The sequence below is a fragment of the Enterobacter cloacae complex sp. P14RS genome (assembly GCF_014895895.1).
GTDB classification, from domain to species: Bacteria; Pseudomonadota; Gammaproteobacteria; order Enterobacterales; family Enterobacteriaceae; genus Enterobacter; species Enterobacter bugandensis.
On record NZ_JADBQM010000013.1, the window covers coordinates 1 to 25878 of the forward strand.

Below are 25878 nucleotides of genomic sequence, written 5' to 3' on the forward strand. Positions count from 1 at the left end.
GGAACTGCCAGGCATCAAATAAGTGAAGAGGCCATCCGAAAGGATGGCCTTTTTGCGTTTCTGCGCTGCACAAACTAATCCCCCAACGCCCTGCTTATACGGTAAACTACCTGCGTTTTTGCATCAGGATAGCGTCTATGAACCACTCCCTTAAGCCCTGGAATACCTTTGGCATTCAACGTAATGCTAATCAAATTGTACGTGCCGATACTGCACAGCAGCTGCTGGATGCATGGCAAAGCGCAACAGAAAATAACGAACCCGTACTGATTCTGGGCGAAGGAAGCAATGTCCTGTTTCTCGACGATTATGCGGGAACGGTGATCGTTAACCGCATCATGGGCATTGGTGTGGAAGAGCATGCCGATAGCTGGCATCTGCACGTGGGGGCCGGAGAAAACTGGCATCAGCTGGTGCAATTTACCCTCGAAAAAGGGATGCCGGGTCTGGAAAACCTGGCGCTGATCCCAGGCTGCGCCGGATCGTCACCCATCCAAAACATCGGTGCCTACGGCATCGAACTGAAACATGTCTGTGAATATGTCGACTGCATCGAACTGGCGACCGGAACGGCTAAGCGCTTAACGGCAGAACAGTGTCGGTTTGGCTATCGTGACAGTATCTTCAAGCATGAATATCAGGATCGCTACGTGATTGTCGCCGTGGGCCTGCGTCTGCCAAAGAACTGGCAGCCGGTGCTGACCTATGGCGATTTAACGCGTCTCGATCCGGCAACCGTCACTCCCCGCGACGTATTTGACTCAGTTTGCCATATGCGAATGACCAAACTTCCCGATCCGAAAGTAAACGGAAATGCAGGAAGCTTCTTCAAAAATCCGGTTATTAGCAGCGAAAATGCAAAAGCCTTTCTTGAAGGATGGCCCACTGCGCCACATTATCCTCAGGCAGATGGCAGCGTGAAGCTGGCCGCTGGCTGGCTGATCGATCAATGCCAGTTAAAAGGCACGTCCGTAGGTGGCGCTGCCGTTCACCAGCAGCAGGCTCTGGTACTGATTAATCAATGCGATGCGACCAGCGATGATGTTGTCCAGCTGGCGCATTATGTTCGTCAACGTGTGGGCGAAAAGTTTAACGTCTGGCTGGAGCCAGAAGTCCGCTTCATTGGCCGCACAGGTGAAGTGAATGCCGTGGAGACCATTGCGTGAAGGACAATACCATTCCGTTAACCCTGATTAGCATCCTTGCTGACGGGGAGTTTCACTCTGGCGAACAGCTGGGCGAGCAGCTGGGCATGAGCCGTGCCGGCATTAACAAGCATATCCAGACGCTTCGCGACTGGGGCGTCGATGTGTTCACGGTGCCGGGAAAAGGCTACAGCCTGCCGGAGCCAATTCAATTGCTGAATGAAGACGTCATCCGCAGCCAGCTTGAACACGGCAACGTTGCGGTGCTGCCGGTGATTGATTCGACGAACCAGTACCTTATGGATCGGCTGAGCGAACTCTCGTCCGGCGATGCCTGTGTTGCTGAATACCAGCAGGCCGGTCGTGGCCGTCGCGGTCGCAAATGGTTCTCGCCATTTGGCGCCAATCTCTATCTGTCCATGTACTGGCGTCTGGAGCAGGGGCCTGCCGCAGCCATTGGCCTGAGTCTGGTCATTGGTATCGTCATGGCGGAAGTGCTGCACGATCTGGGTGCCGATCGGGTCCGCGTTAAGTGGCCAAACGATCTGTACCTTAACGATCGTAAACTTGCCGGTATTCTGGTCGAACTGACGGGAAAAACCGGTGATGCGGCGCAAATTGTTATTGGCGCGGGCCTCAATATGGTGATGCGTACTGTCCAGGATGATGTGGTGAATCAGGCCTGGACCAATCTCCAGGAGGCGGGGATTGTCATCGATCGTAACACCCTTGCCGTGCGCATGATTAAAGAGCTGCGCAGCTCACTCACGCTTTTTGAACAGGAAGGCCTGGCACCGTTCCTGTCTCGTTGGGAAAAGCTGGATAACTTCATCAACCGTCCGGTGAAGCTGCTGATTGGTGATAAAGAGATTTACGGCATTTCCCGCGGTATTGACGCACAGGGCGCGCTGCTTCTGGAGCAGGATGGCGCGATCAAGCCCTGGGTGGGCGGTGAGATTTCCCTGCGAAGCGCCGAATGACCGGATGGAGTAAACGATGCGAAAATCCGTCTGCGCTACCCTGGCATTTAACGATGGGGCAGCCTTCCGGAGAGCCCGAAATCACCTCTAAAGACGACGACTATTCGGCAAGTCTGAAAATGCGGATGTGGATTTCAGCGCAATAATGACGCACTGACTACCCCCTCTCCCCTGTGGGAAGAGGGGGAAATCAGTTACTGCGGATACGGTACCCAGTCCCCGCCGTTCAGGCGAACGTACGGTTTGTTCTGATACTGAATCACCACCGCGTTGGCGTTCTCGGAGACTTCTGCCGTTTGCGGCAGGTTGCTGGTGAGCTGATCCCAGTTCACGCTATCTTCCACAAACAGCTTCCCGTCAACGGCGCGGGCAACCAGTTCTGAAATCGCCAGATAGCTGCTTGGCTGGGTAATCTCAATTGGTGTGCCCTGGTGCGGTGCCTTCATACCAAAGAATTTAATGCCTGCAGGCACGTTGGTAATGGACGGGCTTGGGATATCGCGCAGGCCGGATACCTGCATTCTGTCGCCTTTCAGCGCGCCACCGTGCTCAGGTACCACGACTACCATCACTTTACGGCCAGATTTTTCCAGCTCCGTGAAGAACGCATCCAGCTCGTCGAAGAATTTCTGCGCCCGCACTTTGTAATCCGCCGTTTTACTCACCCCCGGGAAGTGGTTACCGTCGTGAAGCGGCAGGGTGTTATAGAACGTTGCACTGCGCGGATTACTGTCTTTTTCGATGGTCTGCAGCCAGCGCTGCAGCACGGCGGTATCGTCATAAACCGGCGAGCCATCGAAGCCCAGCAGCGTAACGGGAAGACCGGTTTGATCCATCAGTGGCGCCTGCATGCCACCCTGTTCACGTACCTCTTTCAGGAAGTTACCGAACTGACCGTTATGCCCCAGCATCAGGTGCTGCGTAAAGCCCAGCTTCGCGAGATTATCGAACAAATAACACTGGTTGCCAGCGGGCTGATACAGGTTTTTATGCGATGCCTGACCGCAGCTTGCTCGCAGCAGGCGGATTGCCGCCGGGCCGCTGTATGAGGTGGCAGAGTTAAAATCTTTAAACTGGATGTCAAAGTGGGACCACAGCGGGTGAGACATCAAACCGGCGGCATCCACGTCGGCCCAGGAGAGGGAACAGATGTTAATCACCAGCAGCTCAAACGGCTGCGCATCGGCTGGCAGCGCATCCGGGAATTTCGTCTGTCGCTTATCTTCAGCGGTATAGAAGCTGGAGAGCCAGGCATTAAGATTGGTGGAGGTCGGCGGTGCAGTCTGCGTTGGAATATCGCCCACCACCGGCGTATCGCCCGCCGTTGTAACGGTAGCCGCTGCGCTTCCTCCCGTCGTGGTCACCGTTGTCGTCGGCTGGCCGGCAGGCCACAGCGAAAAGCTTGGCCCCGCCAGCGTCAGCACGTTAAGCCAGATCATAATGGCGACGACAAACACCGTGACGCGGATCCACTGAGACAGGAACAGCCAGGCAACCAGCAGGACAAAAACGGCGCCAATCATCTGCCAGTTAATGAAACGCTCAACCAGGTCAAGCATATAGTCTGCGCTGAAGCCCGCGACCTGCGATCCCTGGCTCATTATGCTTTCCGGACCAGGCAGCCAGGTATCGTGCCAGAACAGCGCAAAGCCGATGGGGATGGCCACCCAATGGCGTAAACGATGCAGCCTGATGTTCGGCAGAGGCATCAGCAGGAAGGCCATAAACACCAGGTTAAGCAGGGGATGGAAATTCAGATAACCTGCCCAAAGCAGGCCAAACTTCACCAGAAAGTAGAAGTTCCAGCCGGAAAGGCCGCGCCAGTATTGCCAGAGCGGCGAGGGTGACGAAGCGGTATAGGATGAATTAGTCATGTTTACGGTCTGCCTTGACGTGTGATGCCCGTGTCAGTGTTCCGGCTGGTTTTACATAGCGAGGTTTTACAAACATCACTCTGGCCGTATCACGGATACGGCGTATGGAATGGCGTGCATAGTAGCCAAGCGGGAAAAAGATCAGCGCGCAGAATACGACCAGTTGGATGATATCGCTGATATTCATGATGGTGCGTTCTCCCCGTTCTCAGTTAATAAGCGAAGGGGTTCCGGAACCCGACGCCAGACATGTCCGTCATGTCTGGCATTGAGGAGCGGTTTAACATCGCTCGTGATTGCGAGCGGTTTAACCCATTGTTCAGGCTGGAGAGCGCGCATTTGCACCAGCTCTGCGCTGATAGCATTATCTTCGAACCAAATCATACGGTTCGAGAAAATATCCCCGGTAGGCAGGGGGAAGATGTGGTTAAGCGCGGTATCAAGATCGTTGACCCGGCAAAACGACAAAAATAGCACCAGGCGATTGTCGCCAATGGTCATGATGTCCCCTGTACGGTTCGGGCGACACAGGGTGAGCGCCTGCTCAACGCGAATGCCCGGGACCGGCCGCAGGGCAACCATAACCCCTTTCCCGTCCGCCGGAAGTAACGTGTTGCTCATCATGTTGCCGACGGCATCGCAGAACGTATCCCATTTCTGGTAGCCACGCAGCTTCATCGGCTGGGTCATGGAGAGCAGCGTGGAGATATCTTCCGGGACATGGCGACTGAACTGCTGACCCTGAACGCTTTCAATAAGCGTCAGGCAGCGTGACAGTGGCGCATTCCAGGGGATCACCATATTTGCCCCGCAGCCCAGAAGCAGACGCTCATCGGTAGCGCGCAGGCTGGTATTATTTTCGCGCACCACAATTTTTAACGCGCTGCCGCGCTGGCGGCGCAGGGTGTGAATTTGTCTCGCCAGCGTTTCAATCTGATTATTCTGCATCAACGAGAAAACGAGGGTGGCTGCCTGGGTGGTGCGGGCTTCATGAAAAAGCGCTTCGTTAGACTCAAACAGTGACCAGTTTTCCGAAAGCGCGGGCGCGCCCTCTAAAACCGCGATATGGCTCAGGATGCGCTTTTCATCGCTGCGCGGCTGCACCACGGTTTCTTCCTGCTGTGCCAGGTGCCATTTCCCCTCAATATGTTTAAGAGTCAGCTGTTGCCTGGCGCTCACGCCCTTTTCATTGCACCAGAAGGCAATATCGTAGAGATAGCTGCCTGCCTGGTCACGAAGACTTGCCAGTCCGAACAGGGAGCGATATTCGCCCATCAAAAGTGAGAACAGCTTGTCATTATTACTGCCGGGGTTGACGACCAATAGCGTGCAATTTTGAAACTTTGCCCATTTATTGATTTTTTCCAGCCACGACAGCAGTTTTTCAGCAGGAATATTTTGCAGTATGTTATTTGCACATTTAAGAATCACTAAATAGTGATCCGGGTCAATAGAGCACTGAACGTCGCGGGACAAAAAGTATAGACTATCCGCTTCCGCTGACATGGAAAACAAACGTACTTTCTGGGGGCCGCTGTCGCTTTCGAGCGTAATTATTTTCTTCGGCTCTTCGCCCATGCTAATGACGGCCACGCGGGAATCCTTATCCTGAGCGGCAATTGTCTGGTTTACCAGGCTGATAGCGTCTTCATTACGATCCGTATTAATCCACCAGACTCCACCGACTGGCATGTGGCTCAATTCGTCCCATAATGACTGGATGCCAATAGAAAATATGGAGTCCACGATGTCCCTCTTTTCGTCTAATTTGCCTGTATCTCAGTTTACTAGCGAAAGCGTAGAAATAAACCTAACATTGAAATTAAAGAACATCAGATTTAGCATGTAAATGAAATTTGTCAGGGCAGGATGCCCCGCAACTTCCGAGCGTGCGATTTTCCTCAAAGGGATGGAATAAGAATGGATAATAACGAACCTGCAACCCCAGTCGACTCGACTCTGGGTTACACATTCCAAAACGATTTTCTGGCGCTGGCGCAGGCCTTTTCTCTACCTGAAATAGATTACACCGATATTTCCCAGCGGGAACAGTTGGCTGCTGCTATTAAACGCTGGCCGTTATTAGCTGAATTCGCCCATCAACATTAAGGGAGCCATTGATGGCCATACTCGGATTACAGGGCGTCCGTGGCGGTGTGGGTACCACATCTGTTACCGCGGCGCTGGCGTGGTCATTACAGCTTTTAGGTGAATCGGTGCTGGTCATTGACGCCTGCGCCGATAATTTGCTGCGTATGTCGTTCAACGTCGATTTCACTCGCGAAGAGGGCTGGGCCCGCGCGCTGCTTGATGACAAAGACTGGCGGGATGCGGGGCTACGCTATACCTCCCAGCTGGATTTACTGCCTTTTGGCCAACTGACCACCACAGAACGCGAGAATGAAGCCGCCTATCAGCGTCTGTTTTCGCAGTTCACGCTTGCGCTGCAGAGCCTGAAAGAAAAGGGGCACTACCAGTGGATCCTGCTGGATCTGCCGCACGGCGCCGGGACGCTGACCCGGCAGCTCATCGCCCAGTGCGATCATGTACTTTCCGTGGTGAACGTCGATGCGAACTGCCATATTCGCCTGCATCAGCAGGGGCTGCCTCAGAACGCACATCTCCTGATTAACGATTTACGTATCGGTAGCCAAATCCAGGACGACCTCTATCAGGTGTGGCTGCAAAGCCAGCGCCGCCTGCTTCCCATTGTGATTCATCGGGATGAGGGGATGGCGGAATGCCTCGCCTCCAAGCAGCCGCTGGGCGAATACCGCAGCGACTCGCTGGCAGCAGAAGAGATCCTGACGTTGGCGAACTGGTGTCTGCTGAACTTCGCCAGCAAGGCGGAGCCTGCTGGGAGTTCGGTATGAGTCGACTCGCCAGCTGGCTTCTCATCCCGCCGGTCAGTTCGCGTTTGAGCGACCATTACCGGCACTTTCGCCGGCATGGTGCTCCGGCATTCAGCGCCGCGCTCGGCTGTTTCTGGCTGATTCTGGCCTGGACGTTCATTCCACTCGAGCACCCGCGCTGGCAGCGCATCCGTGCGCGTCACGGCGAATTATACCCACACATTAACCCCGACCGACCACGGCCTTTGGACCCGGCGCGCTATCTTATTCAGGCCGTCTGGCTGGCAATATCGTCATCCCGAACGGAGAAAATAACGCCGCACTGGCGCAGCTATTCCCGCGTACAGCAGTTACGTGAACGCTATCACCAGTGGCTGGATAAACTGCCCGCTAGCGTCAGCGATAAGACCAGCCATCTGGATAACCATAAAGAGCTTGGGCATCTCCACCCAGGCTTGCGGCGTTTTATTCTCGGCGTGATTGTCGTGTTCTCGCTCATTCTGGCGCTGGTCTGTATTACGCAACCTTTCAACCCGCTGGCGCAGTTCATCTTCCTGATCCTGCTGTGGGGCGTGGCGTTGCTGGTTCGTCGTATTCCGGGCCGTTTCTCGGCGCTGATGCTGATTGTGCTGTCGCTGACGGTTTCCTGCCGCTACATCTGGTGGCGTTACACCTCAACGCTGAACTGGGACGACCCGGTCAGCCTGGTGTGCGGTCTGGTGCTGCTGTTTGCTGAGACCTACGCGTGGATTGTGCTGGTGCTAGGCTATTTCCAGGTGATCTGGCCGCTCAACCGCCAGCCGGTTCCGCTGCCTAAAGACACCACGCAGTGGCCGACCGTCGATCTCTTCGTCCCGACCTACAACGAAGACCTGAGCGTGGTGAAAAACACCATCTATGCCGCGCTGGGCATCGACTGGCCGAAAGATAAGCTCAGAGTCTGGATCCTGGATGACGGCAACCGTCCGGCGTTTCGCCAGTTTGCGGAAGAGGTCGGCGTTGAGTACATCGCCCGCCCGACTCACGAGCACGCTAAGGCGGGGAACATCAACAACGCCCTGAAGTATGCCTCCGGGGAGTTCGTCTCGATTTTTGACTGTGACCACGTGCCGACGCGCTCGTTCCTGCAGATGACCATGGGCTGGTTCCTGAAAGAGAAAGAGCTGGCGATGATGCAGACGCCGCACCACTTCTTCTCGCCGGACCCGTTTGAACGTAACCTTGGCCGCTTCCGCAAAACCCCGAACGAAGGCACGCTGTTCTATGGGCTGGTGCAGGACGGGAACGACATGTGGGATGCCACCTTCTTCTGCGGCTCGTGTGCGGTTATCCGCCGTAAGCCGCTGGATGAAATCGGCGGAATTGCCGTTGAAACGGTAACGGAAGATGCGCATACCTCGCTGCGCCTGCACCGTCGTGGCTATACCTCTGCCTATATGCGTATCCCTCAGGCCGCCGGTCTGGCGACGGAATCACTCTCCGCGCACATCGGTCAGCGTATTCGCTGGGCGCGCGGCATGGTGCAGATTTTCCGCCTCGATAACCCGCTGATAGGCAAAGGGCTCAAGCTGGCGCAACGTCTCTGCTACGTCAACGCCATGTTCCACTTCTTGTCCGGCATCCCGCGGCTGATCTTCCTGACCGCGCCGCTGGCGTTCCTGCTCCTTCACGCCTATATCATTTACGCCCCCGCGCTGATGATTGCGCTGTTCGTTCTGCCGCACATGATCCACGCGAGCCTGACGAACTCGAAGATTCAGGGCAAATACCGGCACTCCTTCTGGAGTGAAATCTACGAAACGGTGCTGGCGTGGTACATCGCGCCGCCGACGATGGTCGCGCTGATTAACCCGCACAAAGGGAAATTCAACGTCACCGCGAAGGGCGGTCTGGTGGAAGAAGAGTACGTCGACTGGGTGATCTCCCGCCCGTATATTTTCCTCGTGCTGCTGAATATTGTCGGCGTGATCGCCGGTATCTGGCGCTACTTCTACGGCCCGGAAAACGAAATCCTGACCGTCTTTGTAAGTATGGCCTGGGTGTTCTACAACCTGATTATCCTCGGCGGCGCGGTGGCGGTGTCGGTAGAGAGTAAACAGGTTCGTCGCGCGCATCGCGTTGAAATCTGCATGCCTGCGGCGATCGCCCGTGAAGATGGTCACCTCTTCTCCTGTACGGTGCACGACTTCTCTGACGGTGGCCTGGGGATCAAAATCAACGGCCAGGCGAAAGTGCTGGAAGGGCAGAAGGTTAACCTGCTGCTTAAGCGCGGTCAGCAGGAGTATGTCTTCCCGACGCAGGTTGTGCGTGTGGCAGGCAGTGAAGTGGGTCTGCAGCTGATGCCGTTGACCAAAAAGCAACACATTGATTTTGTGCAGTGTACGTTTGCCCGTGCGGATACATGGGCTCTCTGGCAGGACAGCTTCCCGGAAGATAAACCACTGGAAAGCCTGCTGGATATTCTGAAGCTGGGGTTCCGTGGCTATCGTCACCTTGCAGAATTTGCCCCGTCGTCGGTGAAATTAATTTTCCGGTCACTTACTTCGCTGGTTTCCTGGGTCGTGTCGTTCATTCCTCGTCGTCCCGAGCGGGATGAGACGAAGCAGGCGGACCCGGTTATGGCTCAACAATGATGATAACGCGATGAAAACAAAACTTTCCTGGTTATGTGCAGTGGCAATGGGAGTGAGTGCACTTCCCGCAACAATGGCTAACGCAGCACCCGGTAACGCAGCGGCGACGCCTGCGCCGACGGTCCCTGTCGTCGCGCAGGCAACCGATCCGGTTGTTACGGCGGCACCCGGTCAAACAGAAAACATCATTCCGAACCAGCCAACGGAGGGGAACACCCTGCCGGTCGAGAATCCGGTCATCGGGCAGGTGATGCCGGGCGTGCGGGGGGCTAACGCGCCCGTTGTCGCGGATAATGTGCCGTCGCGGGACGTGAAGCTGACCTTCGCGCAAATTGCGCCGCCGCCGGGCAGCATGGTGCTGCGCGGCGTCAACCCTAACGGCAGCATTGAATTTGGTATGCGCAGCGATGAGGTTGTTTCAAATGCGGTACTGAACCTTGAATACACCCCGTCGCCATCCCTGCTGCCGACGCAGTCTCAGCTGAAGGTCTACCTGAACGATGAATTGATGGACGTTCTGCCAGTGACCAAAGAGCAGCTGGGTAAGAAAACACAGGCGCAGGTACCGATTAACCCGCTCTTCATTACCGACTTTAACCGTATCCGTCTGGAGTTTGTTGGTCACTACCGCGATGTCTGCGAAAACCCCGCCAGCAACACGCTGTGGCTGGACGTCGGGCGTAACTCCTCGCTGCAGATGACCTACCAGCCGCTGGCGCTGAAAAACGATCTGTCGGCGTTCCCGGTTCCGTTCTTCGACCCGCGTGATAACCGTCCGCTCACGCTGCCGATGGTGTTTGCATCGTCCCCTGACGTGACCGAGCAGCTGGCGGCGACCATTGTGGCCTCCTGGTTTGGCTCCCGCTCCGGCTGGCGCGGTCAGAACTTCCCGGTCATGTATGACAAAATGCCGGACAGGAACGCGATTGTCTTTGCAACCAACGCGAAGCGTCCGGGCTTCCTGCGCGACCACCCGGAAGTCAAAGCGCCAACCATTGAGATGGTAAGCCACCCGGATAACCCGTACGTGAAGCTGCTGGTGGTCTTTGGTCGTGATGATAAAGATCTGGTCCAGGCCGCGAAGGCGATTGCTCAGGGCAACGTCCTTTTCCGCGGCAACAGCGTGGTGGTGGACGAAGTTAAGCCGCTGCTGGCGCGTAAACCTTATGACGCGCCAAACTGGGTGCGTACCGACCGCGCCGTGACGTTTGGTGAACTAAAAACCTATGAAGAGCAGCTGCAGGCGTCCGGGCTGGAGCCATCGCCGATTAGCCTGTCGCTGAACCTGCCGCCGGATCTGTACCTGCTGCGCACCAACGGCATTGATATCAATCTCAACTACCGCTATACCGCGCCAGCGACGAAAGACAGCTCGCGCATGGATATCAGCCTGAACAACCAGTTCCTGCAATCGTTCAGCCTGCAAAGTACCCAGGACACTAACCGTCTGATGCTCCGCCTGCCGGTGCTGCAGGGGCTGCTGGACGGAAAAACGGACGTCTCTATTCCGGCGCTGAAGCTTGGCGCGATCAACCAGCTGCGTTTTGATTTCCAGTACATGAACCCGATGCCTGGCGGTTCGGTGGATAACTGCATCACCTTCCAGCCGGTACAAAACCACGTTGTGATCGGCGATGAGTCGACCATCGACTTCTCGAAGTACTACCATTTCCTGGCGATGCCGGATCTGCGTGCCTTTGCTAACGCAGGTTTCCCGTTCAGCCGCATGGCCGATCTCTCTGAATCCATTGTGGTGATGCCAAAAGCGCCAAACGAAGGTCAGGTGACGACCCTGCTCGACACCATGGCAACCGTAGGCGCGCAAACCGGATTACCGGCAGTTAACGTCACGTTGACGGACGATGGCAGTCAGATCCAGAACAAAGATGCGGATATCATGGTGATCGGCACCATCCCGGACATGCTGAAGGATGAAAAACGTATCGACCTGCTGGTGAAAGCCACCGAGTCGTGGGTTAACACGCCGCTTCGCCAGACCGAGTTCCCAAGCATTATGCCGGACGTGAACGACCGTAAGGCCAGCGCGCAGACGGCCGTAACCTCTCAGGGGGCGATGGCTGCGGTGGTGGGCTTCCAGTCTCCTTACAACGATCAGCGTAGCGTGATAGCCCTGCTGGCGGACAGCCCGCGTGGCTATGAACTGCTGAATACCGCGATGAACGACAGCGGCAAACGTGCCGCGATGTTTGGTTCTGTGTCGGTGATCCGCGAGTCCGGTGTCAACAGCCTGCGCGTGGGTGATGTGTATTACGTCGGCCATCTGCCGTGGTTCGAGCGCCTGTGGTATGCGCTGTCGAACCATCCGGTTCTGCTCGCCATCCTGGCTGCGGTCAGCGTGGTCTTGCTGGCATGGGTGCTGTGGCGTCTGCTGCGCATCATCAGCCGTCGTCGCCTTAACCCGGATGAGTAAGACGTGATGAAAGCCTTTCGCTGGTGTGTAGTCGCAGCGTTGATGCTGGCGGCGATCCCTCTTCGCGCCGCCTGTACCTGGCCTGCCTGGGAGCAGTTTAAAAAGGATTACATCAGCGAGGGCGGGCGCGTCATCGATCCGAGCGACACGCGCAAAATTACAACGTCGGAAGGGCAAAGCTATGCGTTGTTCTTTGCCCTGGCCGCTAACGATCGCAAGGCGTTTGACCAGTTGCTGACGTGGACGCGCGATAACCTCGCCAGCGGCAATCTCAACGATCGTCTGCCCGCCTGGCTCTGGGGACAGAAAGACAAAGAAAACTGGGGTGTGATTGATACCAACTCCGCCTCAGATGCCGATGTCTGGATTGCCTGGTCGCTGCTCGAAGCGGGCCGGTTATGGAAAGACCCGGACTATACCCAAACGGGCAAGGCACTGCTAAAACGCATTGCCAGCGAGGAAGTGGTGAAAGTGCCGGGGCTCGGCTCAATGCTGCTTCCCGGTAAAGTCGGTTTTGCCGAAGAAAACGCCTGGCGCTTTAACCCCAGCTACCTTCCTCCACAGTTAGCGAGCTATTTCACCCGCTACGGTGCCCCGTGGACCACGCTGCGTGAAACCAATCTGCGGCTGCTGCTGGAAAGTGCGCCGAAGGGATTCTCGCCGAACTGGGTGCAGTATCAGAAAAACAAAGGCTGGCAGCTACAGCAGGATAAAACGCTGGAAGGGGGCTATGACGCCATCCGTGTCTATCTTTGGGTGGGCATGATGAGCGATAAAGATCCTCAAAAAGCCCGGCTGCTGACGCGCTTCCAGCCGATGGCGGCAAAGACAATTAAACAGGGCGTGCCGCCGGAGAAAGTGGATGTGGCGACGGGGAAACACACCGGCAATGGCCCGGTCGGGTTCTCTGCCGCGATGCTGCCGTTTTTACAGCAGCGCGATGCCCAGGCGGTTCAGCGCCAGCGCGTGGCAGATCATTTTCCCGATAACAATGCCTACTACAGCTATGTATTGACTCTTTTTGGTCAGGGATGGGATCAGCATCGTTTTCGCTTCACCGCTAAGGGTGAATTAATACCGGATTGGGGCCAGGAATGCGCAAGTTCACAGTAAATCTACTCACTCTATCGCTTGGGCTGGCACTGATGCCGCTGGCGCAGGCCGTTAACTCTCCGCAGCAGAAACAGCTGCTGGAGCAGGTTCGGCTGGGCGAATCGACCCATCGCGAGGATTTGGTTCGTCAGTCGCTCTACCGTCTTGAGCTGATCGATCCGAACAACCCTGACGTCATTGCCGCCCGCTTTCGCTACCTGCTGCGCCAGGGCGATAACGCCGGAGCGCAAAAAGAGCTGGACCGCCTGAAGGGGATCGCCCCTGACTCCGGCGCGTACCAGTCCTCACGCAATACCATGCTGCTTTCCACCCCGGATGGCCGCCAGCAGCTTCAGCAAGCGCGCTTACTCGCTACGACAGGGCACACGCAGGAGGCGATTGCCGCCTATGACAAGCTCTTTGACGGCAACCCGCCGGGCGGCGACGTGGCGACGGAATACTGGAATGTGGTGGCGAAAGATCCTGCCCGTCGCGCTTCGGCCATCAACCAACTGAAAAAAATAAACAGCAGCAGCCCCGGGAATACCCAGCTCCAGACGACGCTGGCCCAGCTTCTGTTCCAGAGTGGACGCCGTGATGAAGGCTTTGCGGTGCTGCAGGAGATGGCTAAATCCACCGGCGGCCGCAGCCAGGCCTCTGACATGTGGTATGAGCAGATCAAAGACCAGCCAGCCAGCAGCGCCAGCGTCACCGCGCTGCAAAAATACCTGACCGTTTTCAGCGACGGCGATAGCGTCGCGGCGGCGCGCGCCCAGCTTGAGGCGCAGCAAAAGCAGCTCGCTGACCCGGCGTTCCGCGCGAAAGCGGAAGGGCTGGCGGCGGTGGATGCCGGGCAGGGGAGTAAGGCGGTGGCGGAGCTGCAAAAAGCCGTCAGCGCCAACCATGCCGACAGTGAAGCGGTGGGTGCCCTTGGGCAGGCCTATTCCCAGAAAGGCGACCGCGCCCGCGCGGTGGCACAGTTTGAAAAAGCGATTGCCCTCGATCCGCAGAGCGATAACCGCGGGAAATGGGACAGCTTGCTGAAGGTTAACCGCTACTGGCTGCTGATCCAGCAGGGGGATGCGGCGCTGAAGGCGAATAACCCGGCGCAGGCGGAGCGTTACTATCAGCAGGCGCGCAACGTCGACAATACCGACAGCTATGCGGTGCTGGGGCTGGGAGATGCTGCCGCCGCGCGTAAAGATAACGACGCGGCGGAGCGTTATTACCGCCAGGCGTTACGTATGGACAGCAGCAACAGCAATGCGGTTCGCGGCCTTGCCAATGTTTACCGCGCGCAGTCCCCGGAGAAAGCCTCGCAGTTTATTCAGTCTCTCTCCGCCAGCCAGCGCCGGAGTATTGATGATATTGAGCGTAGCCTGACTAACGAGCAGCTTTCCGCCCAGGCAGAACAGCTGGAGAGTCAGGGGAAATACGCTCAGGCGGCAGAAATTCAGCGTCGCCGTCTGGCACTCTCGCCCGGTGACGTCTGGATAACCTATCGTCTCTCGCGCGATCTCTACAGCGCGGGCCAGCGCAGCCAGGCGGATACCCTGATGCGCCAGCTTGCCAGCCAGAAACCGTCTGACCCGGAGCAGGTGTATGCCAACGGGCTCTACCTGTCCGGAAACGATCAGGACCGGGCCGCGCTGGCGCATCTGAATACCCTGCCGCGCAGCCAGTGGAACGGCAACATTCAGGAACTTGCCGACCGTCTGCAAAGCAATCAGGTGCTGGAAACCGCCAACCGCCTGCGCGACAGCGGCAAAGAGCAGGAGGCGGAAAATCTTCTGCGTCAGCAGCCTGCCTCCACCCGCATCGACCTGACGCTGGCGGACTGGGCGCAGCAGCGTGGCGATCTGAACGCGGCGAAAACGACGTACAGCGCCGTCCTGCAGCGTGAGCCGCAGAACGAAGACGCGATCCTCGGTCTGACCGAAATTTACAGCGCGGAAGGTAACAAAGATGCCGCCCGTGCGGAGCTCGCGAAACTGCCCGCCGCGCAAAACGGCCAGCCGCTGTCGCTCAATATGCAGCGCCGGATCGCGATGGCGCAGGCAGGTCTGGGCGATTCCGCTGCTGCAGAACAGACCTTCAGCAAAATCATTCCGCAGGCCAAATCGCAGCCCGCCTCCATGGAAAGCGCGCTGGTGCTGCGTGATGCTGCCCGCTTCCAGACGCAAAACGGCCAGCCGCAGCAGGCGCTGGAGACCTATAAAGATGCGATGGTGTCGTCCGGCATCACCACGACGCGTCCGGTGGACAATGACAGTTTCACCCGTCTGACGCGCAACGATGAAAAAGATGACTGGCTGAAGCGCGGCGTGCGCAGTGACGCCGGTGATTTGTACCGTCAGCAGGATATTAACGTCACGCTGCAGCACGACTACTGGGGCTCCAGCGGCACGGGCGGCTATTCTGACCTGAAAGCGCATACCACCATGCTCCAGGTGGACGCCCCGCTCTCTGACGGGCGCATGTTCTTCAGAAGCGATCTGGTCAACATGGACGCCGGCACCTTTGATAACAATAACGGAACTTACGACCCTAAATGGGGAACCTGCTACGACACGCCGTGTAGCGGCAACACCAGCCAGAGCGACAGCGGCGCCAGCGTCGCCGTTGGCTGGCAGAATAAAACATGGGCGATGGATATTGGTACCACGCCAATGGGCTTTGACGTCGTCGACGTGGTGGGCGGTATCAGCTACAGCAGCGATTTAGGCCCCATCGGCTATACCGTCAACGCCCATCGTCGGCCTATCTCCAGCTCTCTGCTGGCGTTCGCCGGGCAAAAAGATACCAATACCGGCACCACCTGGGGCGGCGTGCGCGCGACCGGCGGCGGGGTAAGCATCAGCTATGACAAAGGCGAGGCGAACGGCGTCTGGTCAAGCCTGAACGCGGAAACGCTGACCGGTAAAAATGTGGAAGATAACTGGCGCGTCCGCTGGATGACGGGTTATTATTACAAGCTCATTAATAAAAACAACGAGCGCCTGACGGTCGGCGTCTCCAATATGCTCTGGCACTACGATAAGGATCTGAGCGGCTATTCCCTCGGCCAGGGCGGCTACTACAGCCCGCAGGAGTATGTCTCCTTTGCGCTGCCGGTGACCTGGCGTAAGCGTACGGAAAACTGGTCCTGGGAGCTGGGTGGCTCGGTATCCTGGTCCCACTCCAAAACCAAAGACGAGCTGCGTTACCCGATCCAGAGCCTGATCCCGACCGATGAGCCAGGCCGCTATACCGACCGTGGCGCGATGGAAACCGGCAGCTCCTCCTCCGGGACGGGTTATACCGCGCGGGCAATTATCGAACGCCGGGTCACCTCCAACTGGTTTGTGGGCATGGGCGTGGATATTCAGGAAGCGAAAGATTACACCCCAAGCCATGCGCTAATTTATGTGCGCTACTCTGCTGCAGGCTGGCAGGGCGATATGGACTTACCGCCGCAGCCGCTTATTCCTTATGCGGACTGGTAATCGGATTTTCCTTAATCCATTTGTAAGTCTCTCTTAATAGCGCGGCAATCGGGTATACTCAGGCGCGCCAGGTTTACACCCTGGCGCGCCCTGCGCTTCGAGTTTTGTGGAGAGTCATTTTGCGTGTCAGCCGTTCCTTAACGATCAAACAAATGGCGATGGTCTCTGCCGTCACTATGCTGTTTGTACTGCTCTTCTGCGTAATTTTGCTGTTTCATTCCGTACAGCAGAATCGCTATAACACGGCTTCGCAGTTAGAAAGTATCGCCCGCTCGGTGCGCGGCCCGCTCTCCGCCTCGATCCTGAAAGGGGACATTCCCGAAGCGGAAACCATCTTAAAACGCATTCAGCCTGCCGGCGTCGTTAGCCGCGCCGATGTCGTCTTACCCAACCAGTTCCAGGCGTTGCGGATGAGTTTTATCCCGGAGCGTCCCGTCCCGATGATGGTGATGCGCCTGTTTGAACTGCCGGTGCAAATTTCTCTGCCTCTCTATTCGCTGGAACGTCCTGCCAATCCGCAGCCACTGGCCTACCTGGTTCTGCAGGCGGACTCGTACCGGATGTATAAATTCGTCATGAGTTGGGTGGTTACGTTAGTGACCACTTGCTTACTTATGACCCTGATCATCAGCGTAGCGCTGACGTGGTGTATAAACCGCCTCATTGTTCACCCGCTGCGCCGTATCGCCCGCGAGCTGAATGGGCTTTCGCCGCAGGATCAACTGGGGCACCAGCTTGAGCTGCCGCGTCTGCACCAGGACGATGAGATCGGTATGCTGGTGCGCAGCTACAACCTCAACCAGCAGCGCATCCAGCGTCATCAGGATGAGCTAAACAACAGCGCCACGCGCTTCCCGGTGTCGGAGCTACCTAATAAAGCGTTTCTGATGGCAATGCTGGAGCAGACCGTTGCGCGGCAGCAAACCACGGCGCTGATGGTGATTGCCTGTGAAACCCTGCAGGACACGGCGGGCGTGCTCAAGGAGAGCCAGCGTGAAATGCTGCTGCTGACGCTGGTGGAAAAGGTGAAGTCTGTTCTTGCCCCGCGCATGGTGCTGACCCAGGTCAGCGGTTACGACCTGGTGGTGATTGCCAACGGCGTGAAAGAGCCGTGGCACGCTATCACATTAGGTCAGCAAGTACTTACTGTCATAAATGAGCGGCTGCCCGTGCAGGGCATCCAGCTTCGTCCGAGCGCCAGTATCGGTATCGCCATGTACTACGGTGATTTAACGGCGGAGCAGCTGTACCGCCGCGCGTTCTCGGCGGCGTTTACCGCCCGGCGCAAAGGGAAAAATCAGATCCAGTTCTTCGACCCGGAGCAGATGGAAAAGGCGCAGCAGCGCCTGACGGAAGAGAGCGATATCCTGACCGCGCTGGATAACCGTCAGTTCGCCCTCTGGCTACAGCCGCAGGTGAATTTACAGACGGGGGAAGTGAAAAGCGCCGAGGCGCTGCTCCGCCTGCAGCAGCCGGATGGCTCCTGGGAGCTGCCGGAGGGGCTGATTGAGCGCATCGAATCCTGCGGCCTGATGGTCACCGTTGGCTATTGGGTACTGGAGGAGTCCTGCCGCCAGCTTGCCGCCTGGCAGGAGCGCGGCGTAACGCTGCCGCTGTCGGTCAACTTGTCTGCCCTGCAGCTTATGCATCCGACGATGGTCTCCGAGATGCTGGAGCTGATCCACCGCTACCGGATAAAGCCTGATACGCTGACGCTGGAAGTGACGGAGAGCCGGCGCATTGACGATCCTAACGACGCGGTGGCCATCCTGAAGCCGCTGCGCAATGCCGGCATTCGCATCGCGCTGGACGATTTTGGTATGGGGTACGCCGGGCTGCGCCAGCTTCAGCACATGAAAGCCCTGCCGGTGGACGTGCTCAAAATCGATAAATCGTTTGTCGACGGGCTGCCGGAGGACAGCAGCATGGTGCAGGCCATCGTCCAGATGGCGCGCAGCCTCAAGGTGCACCTTATTGCCGAGGGGATTGAAACCGAAGCGCAACGCGTCTGGCTGGCAGAGGCGGGCGTCGAGAGCGGCCAGGGCTACCTTTTTGCCCCCGCGGTGCCGCCGGATGTCTTCGAGCAGCGATACCTTTCTGGCGCTGACCATAACGCAAAAGTGTAATTTTGTTGCTGGCTTGTGCGAGCCAGTTCAAAGTTCTTAACATTTGTGTTTCAAATTTGAACCGGGTTTATTTCTGTCCTGTTATACGGGTGTTATTTTAGAGCCGCAGGTTAACCATAACCTTACAAAGCCTGTGGTTTTTCTTCCCAAGGACACCCTATGAAAACCTCACTCTTCAAAAGTCTTTATTTCCAGGTCCTGACAGCCATCGCCATCGGTATTCTGCTGGGTCACTATTACCCGGAGCTGGGCGCGCAAATGAAACCGCTTGGCGACGCGTTCGTTAAGCTCATTAAAATGGTCATCGCCCCGGTGATCTTCTGTACGGTGGTAACGGGCATCGCTGGTATGGAAAGCATGAAGGCGGTGGGCCGTACCGGTGCAGTGGCGCTTCTCTACTTTGAAGTGGTCAGTACCCTTGCGCTGATTATTGGTCTGATCATCGTCAACGTGGTACAGCCTGGCGCGGGTATGAACGTTGATCCCTCTACGCTGGATGCCAAAGCGGTCGCGGTCTATGCCGAACAGGCGAAGGATCAGGGCGTGGTCGCCTTCCTGCTGGACGTCATCCCTGGCAGCGTCATCGGCGCCTTCGCCAGCGGAAACATTCTGCAGGTGCTGCTGTTTGCCGTGATGTTTGGCTTCGCCCTGCACCGTCTGGGCAGCAAAGGCCAGCTTATCTTCAACGTGATTGAAAGCTTCTCGCAGGTCATCTTTGGCATCATCAATATGATCATGCGCCTGGCGCCGATCGGTGCCTTCGGTGCGATGGCCTTCACCATCGGCAAGTATGGCGTTGGCACGCTGGTGCAACTGGGTCAGCTGATCATCTGCTTCTACATCACCTGTATTCTTTTCGTGGTGGTGGTGCTGGGCTCCATCGCCCGTGCGACAGGCTTCAGCATTTTCAAATTCATCCGCTACATCCGTGAAGAGCTGCTGATTGTTCTGGGGACCTCCTCTTCAGAATCGGCGCTGCCGCGTATGCTCGACAAGATGGAAAAGCTGGGGTGCCGTAAATCGGTGGTCGGCCTGGTGATCCCGACGGGGTACTCCTTCAACCTTGACGGTACCTCGATATACCTGACGATGGCGGCCGTGTTTATCGCCCAGGCGACCAACAGCCATATGGATATTTTCCATCAAATCACCCTGCTGGTGGTGCTCTTGCTGTCGTCTAAAGGGGCTGCGGGCGTGACGGGCAGCGGCTTTATCGTGCTGGCGGCCACCATTTCTGCGGTGGGGCATCTGCCGGTGGCGGGTCTGGCACTGATTCTTGGTATTGACCGCTTTATGTCTGAGGCGCGTGCCCTTACCAACCTGGTGGGTAACGGCGTGGCCACGGTGGTGGTCGCGAAATGGGTGAAAGAGCTGGATCACAAGAAGCTCAACGATACGCTGAATAATCGCGCGTCTGATAGCAAAAATCCTGGTTTAACCTCCTAATCTTGTCACAATTGCCCGCATTCCCTTGTCGGGATGCGGGCTCCTGCGCATAATAACTGTTCATACCTGTCATAATTCGACAAGATTTTTTTTGGGTATATTTCACTTCGGACCGTGACGTTTTGCCGAACGCGCGGTCTAATCGACGTGTTTTCATCGTCATCTTTTAGAGTGCAGCGCGTCGCGAGACACTCTTTTTTAACCAGGAATGTTGATCAGGGGTTCACATGCAGGGCACAAAAATTCGACTCTTAACCGGCGGTTTGCTGATGATGGCAGCAGCCAGTTATGTGCAGGCAGATGCGCTCCAGCCAGACCCGGCCTGGCAACAAGGCACGCTAGCGAACGGTTTTCAGTGGCAGGTGTTATCTACTCCACAGCGTCCCAGCGATCGTATTGAAATCCGTCTGTCCGTAAATACCGGCTCCCTTACGGAAAGCACTCAGCAAACCGGTTTTAGCCATTTTATTCCCCGTCTGGCGCTCACGCAGAGCGGCAGCTTGCAGGCAGTACAGGTGCGTTCGCTGTGGCAACAGGCCATCGATCCGAAACGCCCCCTTCCTCCGGCTGTGGTCTCCTATGACTACACCATGTTTAACCTGAGCCTGCCAAATAACCGTAACGACCTGCTTAAAGAAGCCCTTACCTATCTCTCCGATGCCTCTGGCAACCTGGCGATTACGCCGGATACCGTGAACTATGCGTTGAGCAACGGCGACATGGTGGCGACCTGGCCTGCGGATACCAAAGAGGGCTGGTGGCGCTACCGTCTGAAAGGCTCAACGTTGCTGGGGCACGATCCGGCAGAGCCGCTGAAGCAGCCGGTGGACGTCGAACAGGTAAAATCGTTCTACCAGAAATGGTACACCCCGGACGCGATGACGCTGATCGTCGTCGGCAATGTGGATAGCCGCGCGGTGGTTGAGCAGATCAACAAAGCGTTTGGCGATCTGAAGGGCAAACGCGAAACGCCAGCCCCTGTCCCGACGCTCTCTCCGCTGCGCGCCGAGCCTGTCAGCATTATGACGGACACCGTGCGCCAGGACAGGCTCTCCGTGATGTGGGATAACGCCTGGCAGCCTATTCGCGAGTCTGCGGCGCTGCTGCGCTACTGGCGTGCCGATCTGGCGCGTGAAGCGTTGTTCTGGCACGTTCAGCAGACGCTCAGCAAAAACAACGTGAAGAACATTGGCCTTGGCTTTGACTGCCGCGTGCTGTTCCAGCGTGCGCAATGTGCCATTAACGTTGAATCGCCGGGCGATAAACTGAATGCGAACCTGGGTGTGGTGGCGAAAGAGCTGGAAAAAGTACGTAAAGAGGGGCTCTCTGAAGAGGAGTTCAACGCGCTGCTGGCCCAGAAAAAACTGGAGCTGCAGAAGCTTTTTGCCACCTACGCTCGCGCCGATACCGACATTCTGATCAGCCAGCGGATTCGCTCCCTGCAGAATCAGGTTGTCGACATTGCGCCTGAGCAGTACCAGAAGCTGCGTCAGGACTTCCTGAACGGTCTGACTGTGAATATGCTGAATCAGGATTTACGTCAGCAGCTGTCGCAGGATATGGCGTTGATCCTTCTGCAGCCGAAAGGCGAGCCGGAATATGACATGAAGGAGCTTCAGAAGACCTGGGATTCCATTATGGCCACCGCGTCGCAGCCGGCGCAGGCTGCAACGGCTGATGATCTACACCAGGACGCGACGGATATTCCGCAGGGGCAGTAACCCCCTCACGCTGACCCTCTCCCGTTTGGGGAGAGGGTTAGGGGAAACTAAACAGGCATCGCCTCGCGCGGAATAATCGCCCCGCGATACTGAATCACGGTGCTGGCCGTCAGGTGCCCACGCTGTGCCGCCGCTTCCGGCGTTCCCCCCGTCAGGCGTACCGCCAGGTAGCCCGCGCTGAAGGAATCCCCCGCCGCGGTGGTATCAATCACTTTCTCTTTGGCCAGCTTCACCGCAGGGACCTCAACCACCGCTTCACCCGCAATCGCGACCAGGCACGACTCCGCGCCGCGCTTAATCACCACTTCGCTCACGCCTGCTGCGTGCGTACGTGCAATCACGTCCTCAACCGGCTTTTCACCCCACAGGGCGTCTTCATCATCGAGCGTCAGGAAGGCGATGTCCGTGCACTGCAGCATCTGCTTATAAACCTGCTGCGTCTCTTCGCGGCTGGCCCACAGGCGCGGGCGGTAGTTGTTATCAAAAATCACCTTCCCGCCGTTGGCGCGGCATTCGCGCAGCAGCGAGAGCAGCTTTTCGCGGCTGGTCGGGCTTAAAATCGCCAGGCTAATGCCGCTCAGATAGAGATAGTCAAACGTCGCCAGCTCTTCGCAGATGGCCGCGGCGGCATCGCTCTCCAGCCAGAATTTGGCCGCGGCTTCGTTACGCCAGTAATAAAACGTGCGTTCGCCGGTGCTGTCAGTTTCGATGTAGTAAAGCCCAGGCAGGCGGTTTTCCATACGCTGTATAAGCGAGGTGTCAACATGTTCACTCTGCCAGGCTTCCAGCATCTGCTGGCTGAAGCTGTCCGTGCCGAGGGCGGTGACGTAGTTCACGGCGAGTGCCTCAGGCGCAACCTGACGGGCAATGTAAACCGAGGTGTTTAACGTATCGCCACCAAATCCGCGGCTGACTTCCGCGCCTTTTTGTGACAGCTCAATCATGCATTCGCCAATCACGGCAATTTTTTTGGACATAGTCGTGAACCTGAACAGAAGAATTTTCAGCAGTGTGCGCCGAGTGAATTAGATGGTCAACTATATTAAAACGGTGTTCCATTATTTTATTTGAGCCAGCGCGTGTTCCGGCAAATTTCTGTCATCTTAATTTCATTTCCACGGTGAATTGAACATAAAGTTCTCAATTATCGCGCCGATAATCCTGTGACGAGTCCAGAAAGGCTATCCCAACAACAGGACATCTGAAATGAAGTCAGAGCAGGTTATCCAGCGGCTGAGCACTACGCCTGAGGCAAGTATTGAGAACTTGCAGGAGCATCGCTACTGGCTGCAATGTGAGCGCGCGTACACCTGGCAGCCGATCTATCGAACGGACGGTCGGCTGATGGCAATTGAAATTTTGACCGTCGTTACGCATCCCTCAAACCCTACTCAGCGCATCGCGCCGGATCGCTATTTTGCCGAAGTTGCCGTTCGCCAGCGTCTGGACGTGCTGGAAGAGCAGCTCCGTATGCTGGCGACGAAACAGGCCTTTTTCGAGCAGCATACGATCCTCGCCTCGGTGAACGTGGATGGCCCAACTCTGCTGGCGCTGCGTCAGAACGCGAAGCTGCAGGAGCTGATCGCCACCCTGCCGTGGCTGCGCTTTGAGCTGGTGGAGCACGTGCGCCTGCCGCAGGATTCCTCGTTTGCGTCAATGTGTGAATTTGGCCCGCTGTGGCTGGATGACTTTGGCACCGGTATGGCGAACTTCTCGGCCCTCAGCGAAGTGCGCTATGACTACATCAAGGTGGCCCGCGATCTGTTCATCATGCTGCGCCAGACCCCGGAAGGGCGGAATCTGTTTACGCTGTTATTGCAGCTGATGAATCGCTATTGCCAGGGGGTGATCGTTGAAGGCGTGGAAACGCTGGAAGAGTGGCGTGATGTGCAAAACTCTCCCGCAGCGGCGGCGCAAGGCTATTTCCTCTCTCGCCCCGTGCCGATGGATCTCCTCGAAAGCGCCAGAACGACCCTCTGATAACCCCGTTTCCCTTTGTCTGGACTATAGTTTTACAGGACAGGTCATCAGGAAAGGGGATAACAATGACAAAAACAACCAGGGTCATTTCCTGGATTACAGGGATTTTCTTGTTGTTGATCGCGATCGTCGTCATCATTATCGCGACGTTTGACTGGAACCGCCTTAAGCCGACCATCAACCAGAAAGTCTCAACTGAGCTGAACCGTCCCTTCGCCATTCGTGGCGATCTGGGTGTGGTATGGGAGCGTCAGAAAGAGGAGACCGGCTGGCGAAGCTGGATCCCCTGGCCGCACGTCCACGCCGACGACATTATTCTCGGCAACCCGCCGGATATCCCCGAAGTGACCATGGTGCATCTGCCGCGCGTGGAAGCCACGCTGGCGCCGCTAGCGCTCCTGACCAAAACCGTCTATCTACCGTGGATCAAGCTCCAGCAGCCCGATGCGCGCCTGATCCGCCTCTCTGAAAAAAACAATAACTGGACGTTTAACCTTGCCAGCGACGGCGAAAAAGATCCGAATGCCCAGCCCTCTTCGTGGTCATTCCGTCTGGACAATATTCTTTTCGATCGCGGGCGGATCGCCATCGACGATAAGGTCAGCAAGGCAGACGTGGAGATCCTGGTCGATCCGCTGGGTAAACCGCTGCCGTTTAGCGAAGTCACGGGCAATAAAGCGAAAGGCGATAGTGCCAAAGCGGGTGATTATGTCTTCGGCCTGACGGCAAAAGGGCGCTACAACGGCCAGCCGCTTAACGGGAAAGGGAAAATCGGCGGCATGCTGGCCCTCCGGAGCGAAGGCACGCCGTTCCCGGTGCAGGCGGATTTCCGCTCGGGGAATACGCGCGTGGCGTTTGTGGGAACGGTCAACGACCCGATGAACATGGGGGGCGTCGACCTGCAGCTCAAGTTCGCCGGTGACTCGCTTGGCGAACTGTATGAACTGACCGGCGTACTGCTGCCGGATACCCCGCCGTTCGAAACGGACGGGCATTTGGTTGCCAAAATTAATACCGAAAAATCGTCCGTTTTTGACTACCGGGATTTCAACGGCCGCATCGGCGACAGCGATATTCACGGCACGCTGACCTATACGACCGGAAAACCACGGCCAAAACTGGAAGGGGATGTCGAATCCCGCCAGCTGCGTCTGGCCGATCTTGGCCCGCTGATAGGCGTGGATTCGGGCAAAGGGACAAAGTCAAAAGAGGTTAAGAAGGACGTTCAGCCTGCGGGAAAAGTGCTGCCTTACGATCGCTTTGAAACCGATAAGTGGGACGTAATGGACGCAGATGTGCGCTTCAAAGGACGCAAGATTGAGCATGGCAGCACGCTGCCGCTGAGCGATCTCTCGACGCATATCATCCTGAAAAATGCCGACCTGCGCCTGCAGCCGCTGAAGTTTGGCATGGCGGGCGGGACGATTTCCTCTAACATTCACCTGGAAGGCGATAAAAAGCCGATGCAGGGGCGGGCGGAGATCCAGGCGCGTCGATTGAAGCTGAAAGAGCTGATGCCGAACGTGGAGCTGATGCAGAAAACCCTCGGTGAAATGAACGGCGATGCGGACATTCGCGGGGTGGGGAATTCCGTGGCGGCGCTGCTGGGCAGCGGCAACGGTAACCTGAAACTGCTAATGAACGACGGTCTGGTCAGCCGCAACCTGATGGAGATCCTGGGGCTGAACGTCGGTAACTTTATCATCGGGCAAATCTTTGGCGATGACGAGGTGCGGGTGAACTGCGCGGCGGCGAATGTGGATCTGGTTAACGGGGTGGCGCGTCCGCAGATTTTTGCCTTCGACACGGAAAACGCGGTGATTAACGTGACCGGTACCGCCAGCATGGCCTCCGAGCAGCTGGATTTGACCATCGATCCGGAAAGTAAGGGGATTCGTATTATTACCCTGCGCTCGCCGCTTTACGTGCGTGGGACCTTCAAAAATCCGCAGGCGGGCGTCAAGCCCGGGCCGCTGATTGCGCGTGGCGCGGTGGCCGCAGCCCTCGCGACGTTGGTCACCCCGGCCGCCGCGCTGCTGGCGTTGATTTCGCCGTCAGAAGGCGAGGCGAATCAATGCCGGACGATTTTGTCGCAGATGAAGAAGTAACGCCT

General features: G+C 57.0%; 17 protein-coding genes. 13 read left to right on the plus strand and 4 right to left on the minus strand.

The window, feature by feature from the left end:
• Window positions 1-137 precede the first annotated feature (137 nt).
• Both murB and birA read left to right on the plus strand, forming a co-directional pair.
• The gene (gene murB / locus IM295_RS11800; RefSeq protein WP_063155473.1) at window positions 138-1166 is read left to right on the plus strand and encodes a UDP-N-acetylmuramate dehydrogenase; all 1029 of its coding nucleotides are present in this window, start codon (window positions 138-140) and stop codon (window positions 1164-1166) included.
• Complete coding sequence (birA, locus tag IM295_RS11805; protein ID WP_041911845.1) at window positions 1163-2125, plus strand: bifunctional biotin--[acetyl-CoA-carboxylase] ligase/biotin operon repressor BirA; 963 nt, start codon at window positions 1163-1165, stop codon at window positions 2123-2125. Before murB ends, birA begins: the two co-directional genes overlap by 4 nt.
• A 194-nt stretch (window positions 2126-2319) precedes the next feature.
• Here the strand turns inward: birA and bcsG are convergent, their stop codons facing one another.
• The 3 genes from bcsG to bcsE are packed head-to-tail and all read right to left on the minus strand — an operon-like array spanning window position 2320 to window position 5745.
• Window positions 2320-3999, minus strand: coding sequence for a cellulose biosynthesis protein BcsG (gene bcsG, locus IM295_RS11810; protein ID WP_126345967.1), 1680 nt, complete (start codon window positions 3997-3999; stop codon window positions 2320-2322).
• Entirely contained in the window at window positions 3992-4186 is a 195-nt protein-coding gene (bcsF, locus tag IM295_RS11815; protein WP_072201618.1) for a cellulose biosynthesis protein BcsF, read from the minus strand. Before bcsF ends, bcsG begins: the two co-directional genes overlap by 8 nt.
• Window positions 4183-5745 (minus strand): cellulose biosynthesis c-di-GMP-binding protein BcsE, encoded by a 1563-nt coding sequence (gene bcsE / locus IM295_RS11820; protein WP_048960024.1) that lies wholly within the window; start codon window positions 5743-5745, stop codon window positions 4183-4185. The genes bcsF and bcsE overlap by 4 nt, the downstream gene beginning before the upstream one ends.
• 174 nt (window positions 5746-5919) lie before the next feature.
• On the opposite strand from bcsE, the gene bcsR reads away from it, so the two are divergent.
• The 9 genes from bcsR (at window position 5920) to IM295_RS11865 (ending at window position 21785) form a co-directional block, all read left to right on the plus strand.
• Window positions 5920-6108, plus strand: a complete 189-nt coding sequence (gene bcsR, locus IM295_RS11825) for a cellulose biosynthesis protein BcsR (protein ID WP_028014761.1) — start codon at window positions 5920-5922, stop codon at window positions 6106-6108.
• 11 nt (window positions 6109-6119) lie between these two features.
• Window positions 6120-6872: a cellulose biosynthesis protein BcsQ gene (gene bcsQ, locus IM295_RS11830; protein ID WP_028014760.1), complete on the plus strand. Its 753-nt coding sequence runs from the start codon at window positions 6120-6122 to the stop codon at window positions 6870-6872.
• A complete protein-coding gene (gene bcsA, locus IM295_RS11835; protein ID WP_193066733.1) occupies window positions 6869-9484 on the plus strand; it encodes a UDP-forming cellulose synthase catalytic subunit in 2616 nt (871 codons plus the stop codon). The genes bcsQ and bcsA overlap by 4 nt, the downstream gene beginning before the upstream one ends.
• A gap of 10 nt (window positions 9485-9494) precedes the next feature.
• Window positions 9495-11915, plus strand: a complete 2421-nt coding sequence (bcsB, locus tag IM295_RS11840) for a cellulose biosynthesis cyclic di-GMP-binding regulatory protein BcsB (RefSeq protein WP_045259409.1) — start codon at window positions 9495-9497, stop codon at window positions 11913-11915.
• A gap of 6 nt (window positions 11916-11921) precedes the next feature.
• Entirely contained in the window at window positions 11922-13028 is a 1107-nt protein-coding gene (gene bcsZ / locus IM295_RS11845) for a cellulose synthase complex periplasmic endoglucanase BcsZ (RefSeq protein ID WP_047363559.1), read from the plus strand.
• On the plus strand, window positions 13010-16492 hold the full coding sequence (bcsC, locus tag IM295_RS11850) for a cellulose synthase complex outer membrane protein BcsC (RefSeq protein WP_193066734.1): 3483 nt from the start codon (window positions 13010-13012) through the stop codon (window positions 16490-16492). The genes bcsZ and bcsC overlap by 19 nt, the downstream gene beginning before the upstream one ends.
• 119 nt (window positions 16493-16611) lie before the next feature.
• A complete protein-coding gene (hmsP, locus tag IM295_RS11855; protein WP_028014755.1) occupies window positions 16612-18618 on the plus strand; it encodes a biofilm formation regulator HmsP in 2007 nt (668 codons plus the stop codon).
• 159 nt (window positions 18619-18777) lie between these two features.
• The gene (locus IM295_RS11860; protein ID WP_136484768.1) at window positions 18778-20064 is read left to right on the plus strand and encodes a dicarboxylate/amino acid:cation symporter; all 1287 of its coding nucleotides are present in this window, start codon (window positions 18778-18780) and stop codon (window positions 20062-20064) included.
• Window positions 20065-20291: 227 nt separating this feature from the next.
• A complete protein-coding gene (locus tag IM295_RS11865; RefSeq protein ID WP_045259406.1) occupies window positions 20292-21785 on the plus strand; it encodes a pitrilysin family protein in 1494 nt (497 codons plus the stop codon).
• Window positions 21786-21832: 47 nt separating this feature from the next.
• Here IM295_RS11865 and IM295_RS11870 read toward each other — a convergent pair whose 3' ends face one another.
• The gene (locus tag IM295_RS11870; protein ID WP_193066735.1) at window positions 21833-22762 is read right to left on the minus strand and encodes a sugar kinase; all 930 of its coding nucleotides are present in this window, start codon (window positions 22760-22762) and stop codon (window positions 21833-21835) included.
• A gap of 229 nt (window positions 22763-22991) precedes the next feature.
• Here IM295_RS11870 and pdeH point away from each other — a divergent pair, with 229 nt between their 5' ends.
• Together pdeH and IM295_RS11880 are read left to right on the plus strand one after the other, a co-directional pair.
• Window positions 22992-23765 (plus strand): cyclic-guanylate-specific phosphodiesterase, encoded by a 774-nt coding sequence (gene pdeH / locus IM295_RS11875; protein ID WP_041911854.1) that lies wholly within the window; start codon window positions 22992-22994, stop codon window positions 23763-23765.
• Window positions 23766-23830: 65 nt separating this feature from the next.
• Window positions 23831-25873, plus strand: coding sequence for an AsmA family protein (locus IM295_RS11880; protein ID WP_028014750.1), 2043 nt, complete (start codon window positions 23831-23833; stop codon window positions 25871-25873).
• The last annotated feature ends 5 nt before the right edge of the window (window positions 25874-25878 follow it).